This is a genomic window from Teredinibacter purpureus, assembly GCF_014217335.1.
Taxonomy (GTDB): Bacteria; Pseudomonadota; Gammaproteobacteria; order Pseudomonadales; family Cellvibrionaceae; genus Teredinibacter; species Teredinibacter purpureus.
The window spans coordinates 1,865,552-1,882,942 of the sequence record NZ_CP060092.1; the positions used below are offsets into that span (position 1 = coordinate 1,865,552).

General features: G+C 46.2%; 13 protein-coding genes and 1 riboswitch. All 13 genes read left to right on the plus strand.

The genetic code is table 11. From position 1 onward, the window contains the following. Positions 1-14 precede the first annotated feature (14 nt). The 13 genes from H5647_RS07960 (at position 15) to H5647_RS08020 (ending at position 17,272) form a co-directional block, all read left to right on the plus strand. Positions 15-2,501 carry an 8-amino-7-oxononanoate synthase family protein gene (locus H5647_RS07960; protein ID WP_052691941.1) on the plus strand — a complete coding sequence of 829 codons (2,487 nt, stop codon included), beginning with the start codon at positions 15-17 and terminating at the stop codon, positions 2,499-2,501. Continuing rightward, positions 2,449-2,700: an acyl carrier protein gene (locus H5647_RS07965; RefSeq protein ID WP_045857689.1), complete on the plus strand. Its 252-nt coding sequence runs from the start codon at positions 2,449-2,451 to the stop codon at positions 2,698-2,700. Before H5647_RS07960 ends, H5647_RS07965 begins: the two co-directional genes overlap by 53 nt. Further along, positions 2,697-4,358, plus strand: a complete 1,662-nt coding sequence (locus H5647_RS07970; protein ID WP_045857691.1) for an AMP-binding protein — start codon at positions 2,697-2,699, stop codon at positions 4,356-4,358. The genes H5647_RS07965 and H5647_RS07970 overlap by 4 nt, the downstream gene beginning before the upstream one ends. A gap of 8 nt (positions 4,359-4,366) precedes the next feature. Beyond that, entirely contained in the window at positions 4,367-4,753 is a 387-nt protein-coding gene (locus tag H5647_RS07975) for a gluconate 2-dehydrogenase subunit 3 family protein (protein WP_082086996.1), read from the plus strand. Between the two features lie 44 nt (positions 4,754-4,797). Beyond that, positions 4,798-6,393, plus strand: a complete 1,596-nt coding sequence (locus H5647_RS07980; RefSeq protein ID WP_045857695.1) for a GMC oxidoreductase — start codon at positions 4,798-4,800, stop codon at positions 6,391-6,393. 20 nt (positions 6,394-6,413) lie between these two features. Then, positions 6,414-7,709: a phytoene desaturase family protein gene (locus tag H5647_RS07985; RefSeq protein WP_045857696.1), complete on the plus strand. Its 1,296-nt coding sequence runs from the start codon at positions 6,414-6,416 to the stop codon at positions 7,707-7,709. Between the two features lie 10 nt (positions 7,710-7,719). Continuing rightward, positions 7,720-8,457, plus strand: coding sequence for an SDR family oxidoreductase (locus H5647_RS07990; RefSeq protein WP_045857699.1), 738 nt, complete (start codon positions 7,720-7,722; stop codon positions 8,455-8,457). 29 nt (positions 8,458-8,486) lie between these two features. Next, a complete protein-coding gene (locus tag H5647_RS07995; protein WP_162926326.1) occupies positions 8,487-8,663 on the plus strand; it encodes a hypothetical protein in 177 nt (58 codons plus the stop codon). A 346-nt stretch (positions 8,664-9,009) separates the two neighbouring features. Further along, positions 9,010-9,363 (plus strand): hypothetical protein, encoded by a 354-nt coding sequence (locus tag H5647_RS08000; protein ID WP_162926327.1) that lies wholly within the window; start codon positions 9,010-9,012, stop codon positions 9,361-9,363. Between the two features lie 269 nt (positions 9,364-9,632). Continuing rightward, positions 9,633-10,988, plus strand: coding sequence for a TolC family protein (locus tag H5647_RS08005; RefSeq protein ID WP_236074827.1), 1,356 nt, complete (start codon positions 9,633-9,635; stop codon positions 10,986-10,988). After that, positions 10,975-12,498: an efflux RND transporter periplasmic adaptor subunit gene (locus H5647_RS08010; protein WP_052691942.1), complete on the plus strand. Its 1,524-nt coding sequence runs from the start codon at positions 10,975-10,977 to the stop codon at positions 12,496-12,498. The genes H5647_RS08005 and H5647_RS08010 overlap by 14 nt, the downstream gene beginning before the upstream one ends. A 3-nt stretch (positions 12,499-12,501) precedes the next feature. Beyond that, entirely contained in the window at positions 12,502-15,618 is a 3,117-nt protein-coding gene (locus H5647_RS08015) for an efflux RND transporter permease subunit (protein WP_045857703.1), read from the plus strand. Between the two features lie 405 nt (positions 15,619-16,023). Then, positions 16,024-16,173, plus strand: a riboswitch (guanidine-I (ykkC/yxkD leader). Between the two features lie 58 nt (positions 16,174-16,231). Then, positions 16,232-17,272 (plus strand): putative urea ABC transporter substrate-binding protein, encoded by a 1,041-nt coding sequence (locus H5647_RS08020; protein ID WP_082086997.1) that lies wholly within the window; start codon positions 16,232-16,234, stop codon positions 17,270-17,272. Positions 17,273-17,391: the final 119 nt, after the last annotated feature.

Below are 17,391 nucleotides of genomic sequence, written 5' to 3' on the forward strand. Positions count from 1 at the left end.
ATAAGGATAGGGTTATGGTCTCTACATTGTTTGAAAAGTTACAGGACAGCACAACAGTTTTCCACTCATTGGATGAGTGTGAGCGCCACCAGTGGGATTTGAACGGCTTTAGCCAATCTGGTTTAGATTATTCGTTTCTTAAAACAGTAGAAGACTCAGGTATTAATAAGTTAAAGCACCGCTACGCCCTAATCGATGACGCCGAAGGCGAAACCATCGGGCGGGCCAACTTTTATGAAGTTGATATGGATTTTACAACGATGGATAAAAAAATGACTGACGGTGTGAAAAAGTCAGTCAAAGCACTCTACCCAGATTTTATGACGTTTAAAGTCTACGAAATGGGAATGTTTACCATGATAGGCGAGGCGTTAGATGTTAACAAACAAGAAGATACTGCTTTTTGTCTCGCTCAGGCCGCGCAGCATATGCAAGCCTATTGCGAGGAAGAAAATGCAGATTTCATGTTAATTCGTGATATTCCTTACGAGAATCTTGAGCTTTACCGGGAAGTGCTAGAGCCTGCGGGTTTTTACCCTGCGTTGGGTTTTGCCAATGCAAGCCTACCGTTGCGATGGGAATGTTTTGACGACTACCTCATGTCACTGAACAGCAAAGATAGGCATAAGTTAAAAACGGCACTGAAAACTGAAGAGAAATTTGGCGTACAGGTAGAAGTGATAAATGATTATTCCACCCTTTCGTCGGAGCTCGAACATCTTTGGAAGAAGGTTAACGCCAAAGCAAAAGATTATAGCCGCGAACAATTAAACGAAGCCTATTTTATCCAATCAGCAAAATGGTTACATGAGAATAGCGAAATTATAGCCTTTCGTTACGAGGGAAAACTCGTTGCGTTTATGTATAACGTTTTCGGTAGTGACGACTATACCATGCTGGACTGGGGGGTTGACTACGACTTTCCGCTCTATAGCAAGGTTAGTCTCTATCGAACGGCTTCAGTGTTATCGATAAAGCGTGCGTTCGAATTAGGGAAATCTTGTTTTGAAATGGGTATCACCAACTACATACCTAAAAAATTATTAGGTGCCACAATGGAGCCCCTTACATATTTCGTAAAACACAGAGATAGTGACGAGTATTCGAAAACGCTTGCGCGGTTGTTAACTGAAAATATTGACCTGCCGGAAGTTCTTCATGCGAATAAAACAGGTGAACAGACATCGTTCACTGACGTTGATTGGATTGAAATGATCAGGTCAATGCAGGATAACTGTTCGCCGCAAGATGTCTTTAAAATTGCGGATAGAGAATACAAGCATAGTCTGTTAAAAATGGGAAAAATATACGGGTTTTACCCGGAGTTTCGATCTTCGCAAAGCTCGTCCATTGTCAATGAGAATGGAGAGGACGTTGTGCTTATTGGTACGAACTCTTATCTCGGTTTGAATTCTCATCCAGGCGTTATCAAAGCCTCTGTGGAAGCAACCCAAAAATATGGCTCCGGTTGTAGTGGTTCTCCGCTTTTAAACGGCACGTTAGATTTACATGCGAAGTTAGAGAAAGAGTTGGCGGCGTTTGTTAACAAACCTTCGGCCGTTCTTTGCAGTACAGGCTACCAAACTAACCTTGCAGCGCTTTCTGCGTTGTGTAATCGCGATACGCTGGTTTTGATGGACGAGCGAAACCACCGCAGCCTATACGATGGTGTTCGATTGTCGGGTGCTGATATCGCGCTATTTCGACACTGTGATTTAGCTCATGCCGAGAGAATTCTTAAGCGAAACGTTGGAAGGCCCTGTTTATGGGTGACCGATTCGGTGTTTAGCATGGAAGGCACCGTAGCAGACCTTTCAACGATGTGCGACTTAAAGGAAAAGTATGGTTGCCGGTTATTTGTGGACGAATCTCATGCGTTTGGCGTTCTTGGTGAAACTGGGCGCGGTGTATCGGAATTACATAACGTAGTTGACCGCGTGGATATTGTGATGGGAACGTTTAGTAAATCGTTGGCCTCTTTGGGTGGTTTTATTGCTGCGAGCGAAGACGTAGTGGAATTTATTAAGCACAAGGCGGGTGGCCATATTTTCTCGGCAAGTTTGCCCGCCGGTGTGGTGGCAGCTGTACGAGAGTCACTTCGCCTTGTCGATGCTGAGCCAGAGCGTCGTGTGCAACTACTTGAAAAATCAAAGTATATGGCCGATGCCTTAAAGGAAATGGGGTATATGGCGGAATACAACAATACGCCGATCGTGCCGGTTGTCTTTGGTGATGAAACATTGGCGTTAGCGGCCTATAAAAAGTTTTTTGAAGAGGGGGTTTTTGTTAACCCTGTCATACCACCAGCGGTGCCAGACTTCCAGTCGGGGTTCAGGACAAGTTATATGGCCAATCATGAATGGAAAGATTTAGATAGAGCACTGGCTGTTTTCAAAAAGTTACGCCCTTACCTTGTCGATAAAACCCCATTAGAAGGAACTGATATCAATGAAAATAACGCTGTTGGAAATAATAAAAACGCACACCAAGTCTCCGCGTGAAATATCTGTTAAATCACGTTTTGTGGAAGATTTGGGGTTCGATTCATTTAGCATGATGCTAGCCATTAGTGATATTGAAGACGCGTTTGATGTTGCTATACCTTCATCGCAGCTCAGCAATCTGTTGTGCGTTAATGATCTATACGAAATCATGCTTGAGCTAGAGGTTACATCAACAACAGAGGAGAATGTCGCGTGAAGGATGTGAATAAAAACGACTACGAAATTCAGCAATCGTTATGGGACCATCTAGAATCTTGTGATGATAAAGGCATAGAGTTTTTTATTGAGGATAAACTGGACTTTAACTTTTATTCTTATCAAGAGCTTTACTACCGCTCGCTTACTGTTAAAGATAAGCTCGAGGCGTTAGGCGTGTCTCGTGGCGATAGAGTGCTGTTGTGTGCACAAAACTCACCAGAGTTCGTTCTCACGTGGTTAGGGTTATGGATGCTGGGTGCAGTACCTGTTCCCATGCCGCCTTCAATAACCATGTCTGGCGGAGGTTCATTTAGCCAGCGTGTTGCGCCGCTTTTGAACTTCCACCAATTTTTTATCTGTGAACGAAATGATCATATGTTATGGCAGGCTTTGCCAAATGCTGACATGGTCGAGTTTGTAGAAATGAAAAATTTGACTAGTGTGGCGATGGTAAGCCCGTTATCGGTTGAGCCTAATCGCGAAAATTCCGTGGAACGCCGTGTAGCGTACGAAGACGATGCCTTTATTCAGTATACCTCTGGAAGCACAAGCGCACCTAAAGGCATTATTATTAGTTATAGAAATGTTACTGATAATATTTCGGCCATTACCGAACGTATTGGTGTTACGAGCGAGCGGGATACTTATATCTCGTGGCTGCCTACCTATCACGACTACGGCCTGGTGGCCAACTTCTTGATGTGTCTATTTAATCAAATACCCATGGTAATGGTAACGCCGTTCTATTTTGTAAAACGGCCATTACGATTTATGGAGTTCGTACAACGATTTCAAGCAACCTGTGTGTGCATGCCGAATTTCGCACTCGAAGTTATCCTGCGAGCCGTTGCTATAAAGAAACCCAAAGTAGAGGATCTGAATATTTCCTCTTTGCGGTGGTGGTCAGTTGCGGCAGAACCCATTGCGCCCGAAACCATAACGGCTTTGCGGAATGTGTTAGGTCGGTATGGCTTGGGCGAAGGCGTTATTAACCCGTCCTATGGCTTGGCCGAAGCGACAGTTGGCGTTTCGGGTAACGCGGCCGGTGGCGAAATTCTTATCGTGGGCGGGGAAAAAAGGTTCGTGGCGAACGGGCCCTTATTGCGTGGTTTTGATTACGAACTACGCGACGTTCAGCCAGACGGAAGTGGTCGTCTGCATTTGCGGGGGGATAGTGTTGCGAAATGGGCGTATGTTGATGGTGAGCGTGTCGCGTTATTGGATGAAAAAGGGTTTTGTGATACACGCGATATTGCCGTTTTTAAGGATGATGAATTAATTATCTTTGGCCGTGGTGATGAAATGTTCAGTCGGCGAGGTGAGAATATATTTCCCTACGATATTGAATGCTTCGTGCGTAACTATGCTCCACTTCAGGTTCGACGCGCCGCATGTTTTAACCTAGTCGATCCTGTAAACAATAGTGAAAAATTAGTGGTTCTTTATGAAAGTCGTATAAAAAAAGAGGCGTTTCACACCACTATTAAGCCGGAACTTTTCGCCCAAATTCAAGCCGACACTGGCGTTAAAGTTGACGAGATTTTATGGGTCCCAGCCCATACCATTCCCGTCACAACCAGCGGAAAAATACAGCGTACTAAGGCTGCGTCTCTGTACACCAGCAGCATTCATTCCTACTCTACAGCAGCACAATAGGCGCGAATATGACTATGACAAATCTAGACATGATACGAGATCTCGCTGAAGGTATTATTCCGCAAACAGACAGTTTGGGCGCGCACCAATTACCTGTAGCGGAAATGGTGTTAGACGTGGCGGCGAGTTGGCCGTTCGAGCAAGAACAGTTGTTTTTTCAGAGTTTGGCGTATGTTGCCTCTCTTCCACTGCAGTTTTTCGGAAAAGAGCTGAACGCACTAACGTCCGAAGAAAAGCAGTCTTTTATTGCGCTAATAGCCGAAGTTCCTGAGTTACACCCTTTTTTCGAGCCGTTTCGAAAATTAATTGTCCTTAATTATTATGCTCTACCGCCGGCTTATGAAGCGATTGGCATGCCTGGCCCGAGTATCGATACGGGCGGACACACCATTTAATAATGGCGTTATAAAAATAAATAATAAAAAATCAGGATATTACCATGGGAATAACAGCAGATTTAGAACGGCAATATGATGTCGTTATAGTGGGCGCGGGTGCTGCAGGTGCTGCATACATTCATAAGTTAGTGAACGCAGGGCTAAAAGTACTGGCGATAGAAAAAGGCCCCTATTTTAAAAATCATAGCGACGATTTTATTGAAAATGAATTAGGGATTTTCAGCCATTTATGGGATAACAACCCTTACGAAGTTACGGGTGAAGCTTTTCGCCGTACGCCTAACTTAGGGCGCGCAGTGGGGGGCGGTACGCTGGCGTGGACAGCGGTTGCGCTGCGTTTTTTCGAGAGAGATTTTGAATTTGGCTCTCGCTGGGGGCACATAGAGGGAACATCGGTAAGAGACTGGCCAATAGGGCTAAAAACGTTGGAACCCTATTATGATGAAGCCGAACAGCATATGGGTGTTTCTGGGGGGCCAACCCCGTGGGATGCGAGTGCCGTATTGCCGCCTAATCCTCCGCTCCCTCTTTATCCCGGTTCGGAGGCGTTAAAGCAAGGTCTCGGCCAGCTTGGATTGCGCTCTACACCCGGTCGTATCGCTACAAATTCACAACCCTATAATGATTCTCCTGAATGTGTGCATTGTGGTTTTTGTCGTTCTGGTTGTCGTATAGATGCTAAGTATCAGGCCGACAAAGTCTTAATTGAACCGGCGCTGGAAACGGGCCTTCTGACGTTATCTTACTTGTCGACCGTGACAAAAATTATTACGAGCCATAGGGGGCATCGCGCAAAGGGTGTTGAGTTTATAGATGACGAAAGCGGGGAATCACATCGAGTAAAAGCGCGCTTTGTTGTGGTCTGTAATAACCCAATCGAAACGCCACGGTTGTTATTGGCCTCTCGGAGCAATGCGCATCCTAATGGTATCGGTAATCGGTACGATCAAATCGGTCGTGGTTTTTTTGCGCATCTTGGTATTGTGGGATATGGACAAACCCACGCGTTACTTAACAGTAGTATAGGCCACAATATGGGTAACCTCATGACGCTCGATAGTTGTGACCGTGGTAGCGAAAATGGCTACGGTGGTGGCTTTACGTTACTGTCGTTAAACGGCGCAGGTGCAGGCGTTCTCGCCATTGACCCTCTTGAACAATTTAATGGTGTGGCGTTAAAGGAAAAGGTCGCGGCGTTTAATCATTCGTTATTTATGGTGTCGTTTGTTGAAGGTGTACCCGTCGCCGATAATCGCATTCAATTATCAACAACTGAAGTGGATGAATACGGTATTCCTCAGGCACATGTTCATTACGAATATCACGAGAATGACATGATGGCTCTAACCGACGCACAAGGCACTATGGACGAAGTACTCACCGCTTCGGGTGCCTACGAAACTCATATTTCGCGGGAATTCGAATCTCACCCAATGGGTGGAATGGCTATGGGGCATTCTCCTCAAGAATCGGCGACGGATAGATGGGGCCGTGTGCATGGCGTTAAAAATTTATACATAGGCGGCGCGTCGTTATTTGTAACCGGTAGTTCTGTCAATCCCACACTAACGCTGCACGCTTTGGCTTTACGATCCGCGGATAAGTTAATTCGTGAATTCCGGCGGCGTTATTACTAATCGGTTTGGCGGAGATTAACATGGTTCCTCAAAGTAACACTAACTATGATGTGATTGTTGTTGGCGCCGGTCTTTCTGGATTGGTGTCAGCCATAAAACTTCAACGCTCGGGAAAGCGCGTTCTATTATTGGATAAAAACGAACGCGTTGGAGGCCTATGCGGTACTTTTACACAGGGAGGATATGAGTTTACTATCGCATGCAATGATTTCGGCCAAGGGTTAGTCAAACTCTTTAAATCACTAGACGTAGATGTGGTGTTCGAACAGAAAAAAACGGTTGTACATTACCTCGATGCTTTGATCGAAGCGCCGTTAGGCGGCGCGTTTATAAAAGCCTTGGTAAGCAACGAACCTAAGCAATTTTTACGTTTTATCGGTGGGTTAATTAAGGCCATGCTCGGGCGCGGCTTTCCTGTATTGGGACAGTTTGCTGAGCAGACCTTAGCCCCGGGATTGGTACGCGACATCGTACAGCTTCCTGCCTATTTGATGGGTGTTGCACCTTACGATCTGCCGTCTAGCTTTATTGGTTTGGATGGTAAGTATGGGTATGGTTACACTAAGCCTGCTACGCCCGTTGGTGGGCCTCAGGTTATGGCCGATGCGCTGGCTAAACGTTTCACTTCACTGGGTGGCGTTTTATGTTTAGGGGTGTATGCCCAAAAACAGGTGTTGCTCGACAATCAATATCAGATACTCATCGATAGCGGCGAGATTTATACTGCAAATGCGTTGGTAAATTCTACGGAGCAGGTATCGCTCTATGAGCACAATACTAAAAGAGGCGTGCCGTTGAGTATGCTGTTATTGACCATTGATAAGTCGGTCGAATTTCCCGTAGGGGTTCATACCCTCGTGCATTATCCGCCAAACATTGAGACCTGGTTTCCTCAGATAGACCGAGGCGAATGGCCAGAGGCGTTTGCCTTCCATATCTTTAAGAGTGACATTAAAGGAAGGCCGGATTGTTACACCCTTAATTGTTTTTTTTACATGCCGCGGGGTATTACGTCTCCTAGTTTGCAACAACAGCAACGGTACAGGACGTATATAGATGCTCATATCGAAACCTTATTGCCGGGCGTGTTAAGTGGCATACAGTATGAGTACTTTATGTCTCCCGATGATTTTGAAACTCGTCATGGAATGTCGAGTAGAGTTATGCCTTATATTCATCAAGGCGCTAAACCCGATAATATTGATTTAGAAACGGGTATATACCGAGCGGGTCATACTGTATACCCACCCGGTGACCATGCCGGCGCTGCTGTTTTATCGGGTGCCTTGGTTGCTGAAAAAATAATAAACGCGTAACGGAGCTGATATGGAATTAGGTGGTAAAAAAATTATTGTTACAGGCGGCACGGCGGGTATTGGCCGAGAGTTGGTCAAACAATGCCTCTCGGCTGGTGCGCAGGTAATAACCTGTGGTCGAAATGTAGATAAGCTGAGTGCCTTGCAAAAAGAATTTCCCAATGTGCATATTGTGCAAGCGGATATTGCGACGGACAACGGACGACATGCGTTATTGGCCGCTGCCGAAACAAAATGGGGAAGCGTTGATTTCCTGATTAATAATGCGGGTGTTCAGTATGCCATGACAATAGGTGAGGGGAACGCAGATCAAGGCCAGACTATACAGGATGAAATCGAGATTAATTTTACAGCGCAGGTATTGTTGATCGACCTGTTTTTACCGCTGATAAAAAAATCGAACAAATCGGCCATTGTGAATATTTGTTCTTGCCTTGCTCTCACGCCTAAGCGAAGTGCGCCGGTTTATTGTGCTACCAAAGCCGCGCTAATGAATTTCTCCACTGCATTGGGGTACCAATTGGTCGATACAAACGTATCGGTCGTTTCAGTGTTTCCTCCATTGGTAGAAACGGAGATGACGGCTGGCCGAGGCTCCAAAACGATTACGGCATCGGTATTTGCAGAAAAATTACTCGCGGGGGTAGTGAGCGGAAAAACTAAAATTTATGTTGGAAAAGCAACGTTATTACGTGTAATACACCGAGTATTCCCGTCACTGGCAGCAAAAATATTAAGTAATAGTTAGTGACTTAATCATAGGACAATGGAGCCATTATGAGTTTAACGCGAAGACAATTTATCAAAAATAAAGGGGCTGTTGCCCTGGCTATACCCAGTGTTGCCGGCGTGGCACCGCTGCTATTGAGTGCTAAGTCTAAGGCTGCAAAACCACCTTTATCGGCGGGTGTTATGGGGCATGTAGATCTTAGACGCTATATTCAAACGAAATAATTGTTGGTTATAGCGTGTTGAATCCGCCTCTCTGGCGCCACTAACCAATACATAAGCGTGTTGGTTAGTGGCGCGGCGGGTGGTTTTACGTGGGAATTTCTGCTGATTTATGCAAATATGAAGCGTTTGAACGTAATCGTGTTAAAATTCCTAGAAGCGCCGCCTGTGGCTTGTTTTGGGCAAAGGCTTCAACCTACGTTCTAGCGATGGAACTGAATGGCCAACGCGGCCTCTTAAGGGGTGTTGTTAGGTCTTATGTTAAGCTTCATGTATAGGCCTCATATATACGCGCTGCCTACATACTTCATTCATCTTTTTTTGTCGTAAGAACGGGAGGTAGTCTCGGATGAAACTCATAAAATGTCATGCTATGACTCGCCTATGGCTGCTCCTGGCATTATCAATTTTTTGCGTTCAGTCTATTGCTACCGTTCAATACCCCGAAAGCCTACCCTCAACCCCATCAGAAATGAATCACGGAATCCCGAGTTGTCACAGTATCGATAGCGATACTCCGGCAGATGACAATAGCTGTTGTGGTGATAACTGTACCATGACCGTGTGCCATCACAGCAGTGCTGTTATTTCAATGCACACCGCTGTTACATTTGTGCGGTTACCGCGTTTATTTGTTGCTGAAAATACCTCTACCTTATCTGAACACCCTCTCCCTTTCTTTCGCCCTCCGATTAAGCGTTAATCTCTTTTAATTCTGTCACCGTTTGAAATGTCCTAACGATAGTTACTGACGTACTGTCACGCGTTAGGTGTGTGGTCGTTAGGCTTGTGATGCTAACGGTATTTCTATTGGCGACAGCATTATTAATGCGGTGGGCATTCATCTCGTTCTGCAGTTAGATTAGCCCCTTTAATGCGTGGTATTCACCCGCTAGCGTTCTAACACGGAACAAATACGAATACTCAAAATGTGTTGAGAGGTTTTCCAAATCTCTAGGTTAAGGATAGAAAGTGAAAACAATAAAAGTCAGAAATACTCGGTCATATACGAATGCCATCGCGCTCGCTATAGGAGTGTGGTTGTACGGTTTAAGTGTTGCGGTTATGGCGGAACCCTATACCTTGAATGCGGCCGTACGGATTGCGCAAACGGTTGATCCCTGGATTACGGGCAGTGTGAATCGACAGGAAAGCTTGGAATCTTTGGGTGCTCATGCTGGTACGTTGCCCGATCCAATGGTGAGTATTGCCGTGGCGAATTTACCTTTTGACAGCTTCGATGTTCATCAGGAAGCCATGACGCAATTTAAAATTGGCGTTACACAAACTATTCCCCGTGGCAACACGCGTGCATTAACACGTGAAAAGTTAATGAACTTGAGTGAGGCTCAGCCGTTTGCTCGAGATGAACGGCGTGCGAGTGTGGCCGTAACCGTATCTCACCTGTGGTTGGAAGTGTACCGCTACCAACACACTATTGGCCTTATCGAGCGTGATAGACACTTGTTTGAGCACTTAGTGGATGTGTCTCAATCCAGTTATACATCAGCTTCTGGGCGCACACGTCAACAGGACGTGATACGCGCGCAACTCGAACTGACTCAGTTAGATGACAGGCTTACACGACTAAGACAGCAGCGTGATACAGCGCTTGCTGGCCTGATTGAATGGTTGCCCTACGAGGCTGAACGGTTAACGATAGCCTCGAGTGCGTCTGTGAATGTCAGTTTAACACCGGCCTTTTCAGCTATTCACAATAAAGGGGCAGAGCAACTTACCGCGGTTCTTATGGCGCATCCAAAAATTAAAGGCTTCGAGCGAAATATTGCGGCCTCAACCTCGAATATTCACTTGGTGAACCAAAGTTATAAACCGCAGTGGGGCTTGAATGCAAGTTACGGTTACCGTGATAGTGACCCTACGGGAAATACCCGTGCAGATCTATTTTCAGCCGGAGTTAGTTTTGATATGCCGTTTTTTACCGGCAATAAACAGGACAAAAAAGTTCAGGCGGCAACGGCTCAGCGAGAAATAATTAAAACCAATAGAGCGCTCGCGCTCCGACAGTTGAAAGCGGGCTTAGATACTGCATCAGTGAACTATTATCACTTGCAAGAGCGGCAGCGGTTATTGGACACACGTCTGTTAAAAGAGCTATCTCAACAAGCTGAGGCGTCACTCAGTGCCTATATTAGCGATGAAGCAAGTTTTTCTGATGTAGTTCGTGCTCGAATAGCAGAGCTAAATTCACTTATCGAATCACTGAATGTTGATGTTGATACTAAAAAAAGTATTGTACAGATAAATTATTTCTTAGTTGGCGCAGTGGCCATAACCCAGCATGGAGATCGACATGAGCACCTTTAATTTATTTAAACCTGCAATTTTTATTGCCATGATGGCTGGCGTTGCAGCAGGCAGCATTGTCACCTTTATGCTTCTAGGTAAGGGCGCTAGCGTGGATGAACATCTTGTAGCAGACAAACAACCGCTCTATTGGGTTGCGCCTATGGACGCTAATTATCAGCGCGATAAACCTGGGCTTTCCCCCATGGGAATGGAATTGGTACCGGTTTATGACACAGCGCCTGACGATCTCGGTGAGGGGCCGGGTACCGTTATTATCTCGCCCAGCGTGGTCAATAATTTGGGTGTGCGCACAGGGCTGGTTGAACGTCGTGAGCTTCATCGCGAAATAATCACCGTAGGTTATGTCCAGTACGACGAAGAGCGGCTGGTGCATATTCATCCTCGCGTGTCTGGTTGGATAGAAAAACTCTATGTAAAGGCCACGGGCGATCCTGTTAAAAAGAATGCGCCCTTATATTCGTTGTATTCCCCAGAACTTGTAAATGCGCAAGAGGAACTACTGCTAGCAATCAATCGCAACAACACCCGTTTGGTAACAGCGGCAAAAGAACGAATGCGTGCCTTGCATATTTCGGACAGCTTTATTGACACACTGGTGCGCGACCAAAATGTCCAACAAACGGTTACGTTTATGGCGCCTCAAGACGGTGTTGTCGATAACTTGAATATTCGAGAAGGTTTTTACGTTCAGCCCGGAACGACATTATTGAGCGTGGGCGCTTTAGATTCAGTGTGGGTAGAGGGCGAGGTATTTGAGCGGCAGGCCTCCTTGGTAGCCGTGCACGATCGTGTAGCCATGACTCTCGATTACTTGCCAGGCGAAAGCTGGGAAGGCGTAGTGGAATACATTTATCCAACGCTTAACAGTGAAACCCGTACAGCACGTGTAAGGCTAAGTTTCGACAACCCGAACGGTGTGTTGAAACCGAATATGTTTGTGCAGTTGTCAATTCAATTAAATAATCGAGCACAACGGTTGGTGATTCCACGTGAGGCACTTATTCGTACGGGGGATCAAGATCGCGTGGTGTTAGCGTTAGGTGAAGGCCGGTTCAAATCCATTGCGGTAAAAGTGGGCATTATCGACCAAGGGTTCGCCGAGATTTTGGAGGGGTTAACGGCAGGCGAGCGCGTGGTGACCTCTGCCCAATTCTTGTTAGATTCAGAGTCTAGTAAACATTCAGATTTTACCCGATTACTATCAGAGCAATCAGAGCAATTAGCGGATGAGAGCGTATGGGTTTCCGGTCACGTTATTTCAGTGCAGCACACTGAACGAAACGTTACGGTCAGTCACGCGCCTATTGCTACGTGGGGCTGGCCCGAAATGACGATGGACTTCAACGTTGCTACGCCAATAGATTTGTCATTGCTAACACCCAACGCAACGCTTCGCATGAATATACACAAAACGCCCAGCGGAGAGTATGTGATTATTCAAGTTGACGATATTGCCTCGCCGGTAACGTTGGAGCATACGCACGCTATACCAATGGAAGAGGAATAACCCATGATCGAATCAATTATTCGTTGGTCTGTTGGTAACCGTTTTCTGGTATTACTGGCGACGGTCATTCTCGTGGGAGCTGGGTTGTATTCATTGAAACACACACCGGTAGATGCCATTCCAGATTTGTCTGATGTGCAGGTGATTATTAAAACCTCCTACGCGGGGCAGGCACCGCAAGTGGTGGAAGATCACATTACCTATCCGTTAACCACCGCTATGCTTTCGGTTCCGGGTGCGGTGAGCGTGCGTGGATATTCTTTTTTCGGCGATTCCTATGTCTATATTATTTTTGACGAGGATACCGATCTATATTGGGCGCGCAGCCGGGTGCTAGAGTATTTAAGCCAAGTGGCGCCTTCTCTGCCCCCGGCGGCCAAACCGCAGCTCGGGCCAGATGCAACAGGCGTTGGTTGGGTGTTTATCTACTCGCTTATCGATAAAACAGGGCAGCATGATCTCGGTCAGTTACGCAGCCTGCAAGATTGGTTTTTAAAGTTTGAATTGCAAACGGTAGCGGGTGTATCCGAAGTGGCTACGCTCGGCGGCATGGTTAAACAATACCAGATCACGGTTGACCCAGAAAAACTACGCGCTTTTGGCATTCCGCTTTCCCATATTCAAATGGCGATACAGCGCGCGAACCAAGAGGTGGGAGCTTCCGTTATCGAAATGGCCGAAGCTGAATATATGGTAAGGGCCACCGGTTATCTAAAATCCGAATCAGATCTTGCTACGATTCCTTTAGGTGTGAATAAAAATGGTACGCCATTATTGCTGAAAGACGTCGCTAATATAGGCACTGGGCCACAAATGAGACGGGGCATTGCCGAGCTGAATGGCGAAGGCGAAACCGTTGGTGGCGTGGTGATTATGCGGTATGGGGAAAATGCACAAACTACCATTCTTGCGGTAAAAGAAAAATTGGCGCAGTTAAAGCTGGGGCTACCTAAAGGTGTAGAAATAGTAACCGTCTATGATCGTTCGAATTTAATCGAGAGTGCTGTCGAAAATTTATGGCATAAACTACTCGAAGAATTTTTAGTGGTAGCCTTGGTGTGTATGGTATTTCTTTTTCATATTCGCTCATCATTGGTTGCGATTGTGTGCTTGCCGGTTGGTATTTTAACGGCATTTATTGTTATGCATATGCAAGGTATCAACGCTAATATCATGTCGCTTGGGGGCATAGCCATTGCGATTGGTGCGATGATAGACGGTGCCATTGTTATGATTGAAAACATGCACAAACATATGGAAAAAACACCGCTTACTCGTGAGAATCGCTGGCATATTGTTGCCAACTCTGCGTCTGAAGTTGGGCCTGCACTGTTTTTTAGTCTACTTATTATTACCGTTAGTTTTGTACCGGTCTTTACCTTGGAAGCACAAGAAGGCCGTATGTTTAGCCCCTTAGCGTTTACTAAAACCTATGCTATGGCGGCGTCGGCAATATTAGCGATAACGCTCGTGCCGGTACTCATGGGGTTATTTATTCGGGGGAAAGTATTGGCGGAACAACGTAACCCGATAAACCGATTTCTTACAGCAGTTTACGTGCCGGTGCTTAAAAAAGTGCTTATTTACCCTAAAACAACATTGGTATTCGCAATGCTGGTGCTTTCCACCGTACTGTGGCCGCTCGGTAAAATAGGTAGCGAATTTATTCCGCCGCTGGATGAAGGCGATCTAATGTATATGCCCACGACCTACCCAGGCATCTCCATTGGTAAGGCCAGAGAACTATTACAGCAAACCGACAAGCTGATTGCCACCGTGCCAGAGGTAAAAACCGTATTGGGTAAAATGGGCCGGGCCGATACCGCAACCGACCCTGCCCCCCTAACCATGATTGAAACCATTATTCAATTTAAGCCTCGCGACCAATGGCGTGAGGGCGTAACAATGGAAAGTTTGAAAAAAGAATTAAATGCATTGGTAACCTTACCTGGTGTAACCAACGCGTGGGTAATGCCAATAAAAACACGTATTGATATGTTAGCAACGGGCATTAAAACGCCGGTTGGCATAAAAGTGGCTGGGCCGGATTTACGCGTTATTCAAGAGATAGGTCTACAGCTAGAACAATTGTTGGCGGGCGTAGAAGGTACTGCGTCGGTCTATTCCGAACGGGTAGCCGGTGGACGTTATTTAACAATTGATATAGATCGACTTCGGGCAGCACGCTACGGCCTTAATATCGCCGATATACAACAGGTTATTGCGTCCGCCGTTGGAGGTATGAATGTAACGCAAACGGTAGAAGGGCTAGAGCGTTACCCTGTGAATGTACGTTATCCTCACGCTTATCGTAATACGCCGGAGCAATTAAGGTTGTTGCCTATTGTCACTGAAAAAGGAGAACGACTAGCGCTGGGCGATGTGGCAAATATTCGTATAGAGAATGGGCCTGCCGGCATTAAAAGCGAAAATGCGCGTATTAATGGTTGGACGTTAATCGATATAGAAGGTATCGATATAGGGCGTTATGTCAGTGCCGCGCAAAAAGTTGTTGCCGACAACCTCACGCTACCAGCCGGTTATTCTGTGTCATGGTCGGGGCAATATGAATATATGCAACGCGCTAAAGCTAAGCTTACGTATGTAGTACCGCTCACGTTGGCCATCATTGCATTATTACTCTTTCTTAATTTTCGGCGGTTCGCCGAGGTTGGAATACTAATGGGCACTTTGCCATTCGCGTTAGTGGGCAGTATTTGGCTAATGTATTGGCAGAGTTTTAATTTTTCGATAGCGGTCGGTGTCGGGTTTATTGCGTTAGCGGGTGTTGCGGTTGAAATTAGTGTGATTATGTTGGTGTACCTCAATCAAGCATGGGTACGCGCACAGGAAGACGCGGGTGGAAAGCTAACTGCCGCGCAGTTGGAAAACGCCATTATGCGTGGTGCAGGGTTACGGGTGCGTCCTGTAATGATGACCGCAGCGGCCGTGATTGTTGGTTTATTGCCAATTCTCTACGGTACCGGCACGGGTTCTGAGGTGATGAGCCGCATTGCGGCACCGATGGTAGGCGGTATGATTAGCGCCGTGTTACTGACCCTGCTGGTATTACCTGCAGTCTATTTGTTGTGGAAATCACGAGAGTTAGAAGCGCCGTAGGAGGTGCGGTCTACTATCGCGAAAAGTTCTGGTGCTATCGTTGTGCGAGACATCACCACCGCTGCAGTTCAGTTTTGTAAGGCCGGGCATCGTGTGCGAAAGGATGGCCGGCCTTACTGCTTTAGGCGCCCTTGCGTTGTCTATCGCAAACGCGTGGGATGAAATAGGTTGGTGATTTGTGGGGGCGTACCAGAAATCGAACAATCAATAACCCGTTGAACGGAGTGATATCTTGGTGCGCTATTCGGCATTCCGCCATATTATTGTGCACTACTTTGCCCTAATTGAAGCGAATTACGCGTCAATTAGGCGGTTTAGCGGCCAGTGACGGTCTGGCACACACTTTGCGTTACTACCTTTGTAAATGTCTCCGTACCCTTTGGCATACTGGGCATCACAATTTGGTAAATAGAACGCTAGGGTTCCGATCAAGCTCCTTACAAAATAACTATTGAGCTTAGATGGCTGGTCCGAGAGCATTCGACCTCTCCCTTTTAGTCTTTCATCGAAGATAAAAGGACATGGGTTACACGGCGGGATAAAAGCCCGGGAGACTTGCTTGGTTTTGCCAGGGTATTTCGTGTAATCAATGTAACTGTCTAAGAGGTTTTCAATGAAGCATTTCATCGCTTTAATACTCATCATTTCACTTTCGCCTTTAACCCACGCTGCCGACAAATTTAAAGTGTGTTGGTCTATCTACGTGGGTTGGATGCCTTGGGCCTACGGGGCCGAGCAAGGTATCGTAAAAAAATGGGCCGACAAATACGATATTGAAATAGACGTGGTACAGATTAACGATTATATAGAATCTATTAATCAGTACAGTGCGGGTGAATTCGATGCCTGCACCATGACCAACATGGACGCTCTCACAATACCCGCAGCCGGTGGTGTGGATAGCACTGCATTGGTAGTAGGTGATTTTTCCAATGGTAACGATGGCGTAGTACTAAAAGGCAAAAAATCCCTAAAAGATTTAAAAGGCCAAAATGTTAATTTAGTTGAGCTGAGTGTTTCCCATTACCTGTTAGCTCGCGGCCTAGAAACCGTAGGGCTAAGCGAAAAAGACTTAACGGTAGTGAACACTTCTGATGCCGATATGGTAGCGGTTTACAGTACAGATGATGTTACGGCGGTATCTACGTGGAACCCGTTACTTAGCGAAATTACAGCAGTGCCTAATAGCCACAAAGTGTTCGACTCTTCACAAATTCCTGGCGAAATTATCGACTTGTTAGTGATTAATACCGACACTCTAAAAAGCAATCCAACATTAGGTAAAGCCTTAGTGGGTGCTTGGTACGAAATTATGGCCACTATGAGCGCCTCTAACAAACAAGCCACCGACGTAAAAACCTATATGGCCGTTGCCTCGGGTACCGACTTGGCCGGTTACGAAGCCCAGTTAGCCAGTACCGAAATGTTTTATACCCCTCAGGCGGCGCTGGCGTTAACCAACAGCGAGCAGCTTGTTACCACTATGGAAAACGTCGCGAATTTTTCATTCAAGCATGGATTGTTAGGCGATGGTGCGCCTAGCGCAGGTTTTATTGGTATACAAATGCCAGCGAATACTTTTGGCGATAAAAATAATGTGAAATTTCGCTTCGATCCTACGTATATGCAAATGGCCGCCGACGGAAAATTGTAATACGGGCTGACAATAGATTCAGTGATACGAAGAAGTAATGCTAGCCACACCTTATTTCACCAAGGTGTGGCCCGGCAATTTTCTCAATCGCAACTGTCTGCCACTAGCTGCTCACCAAT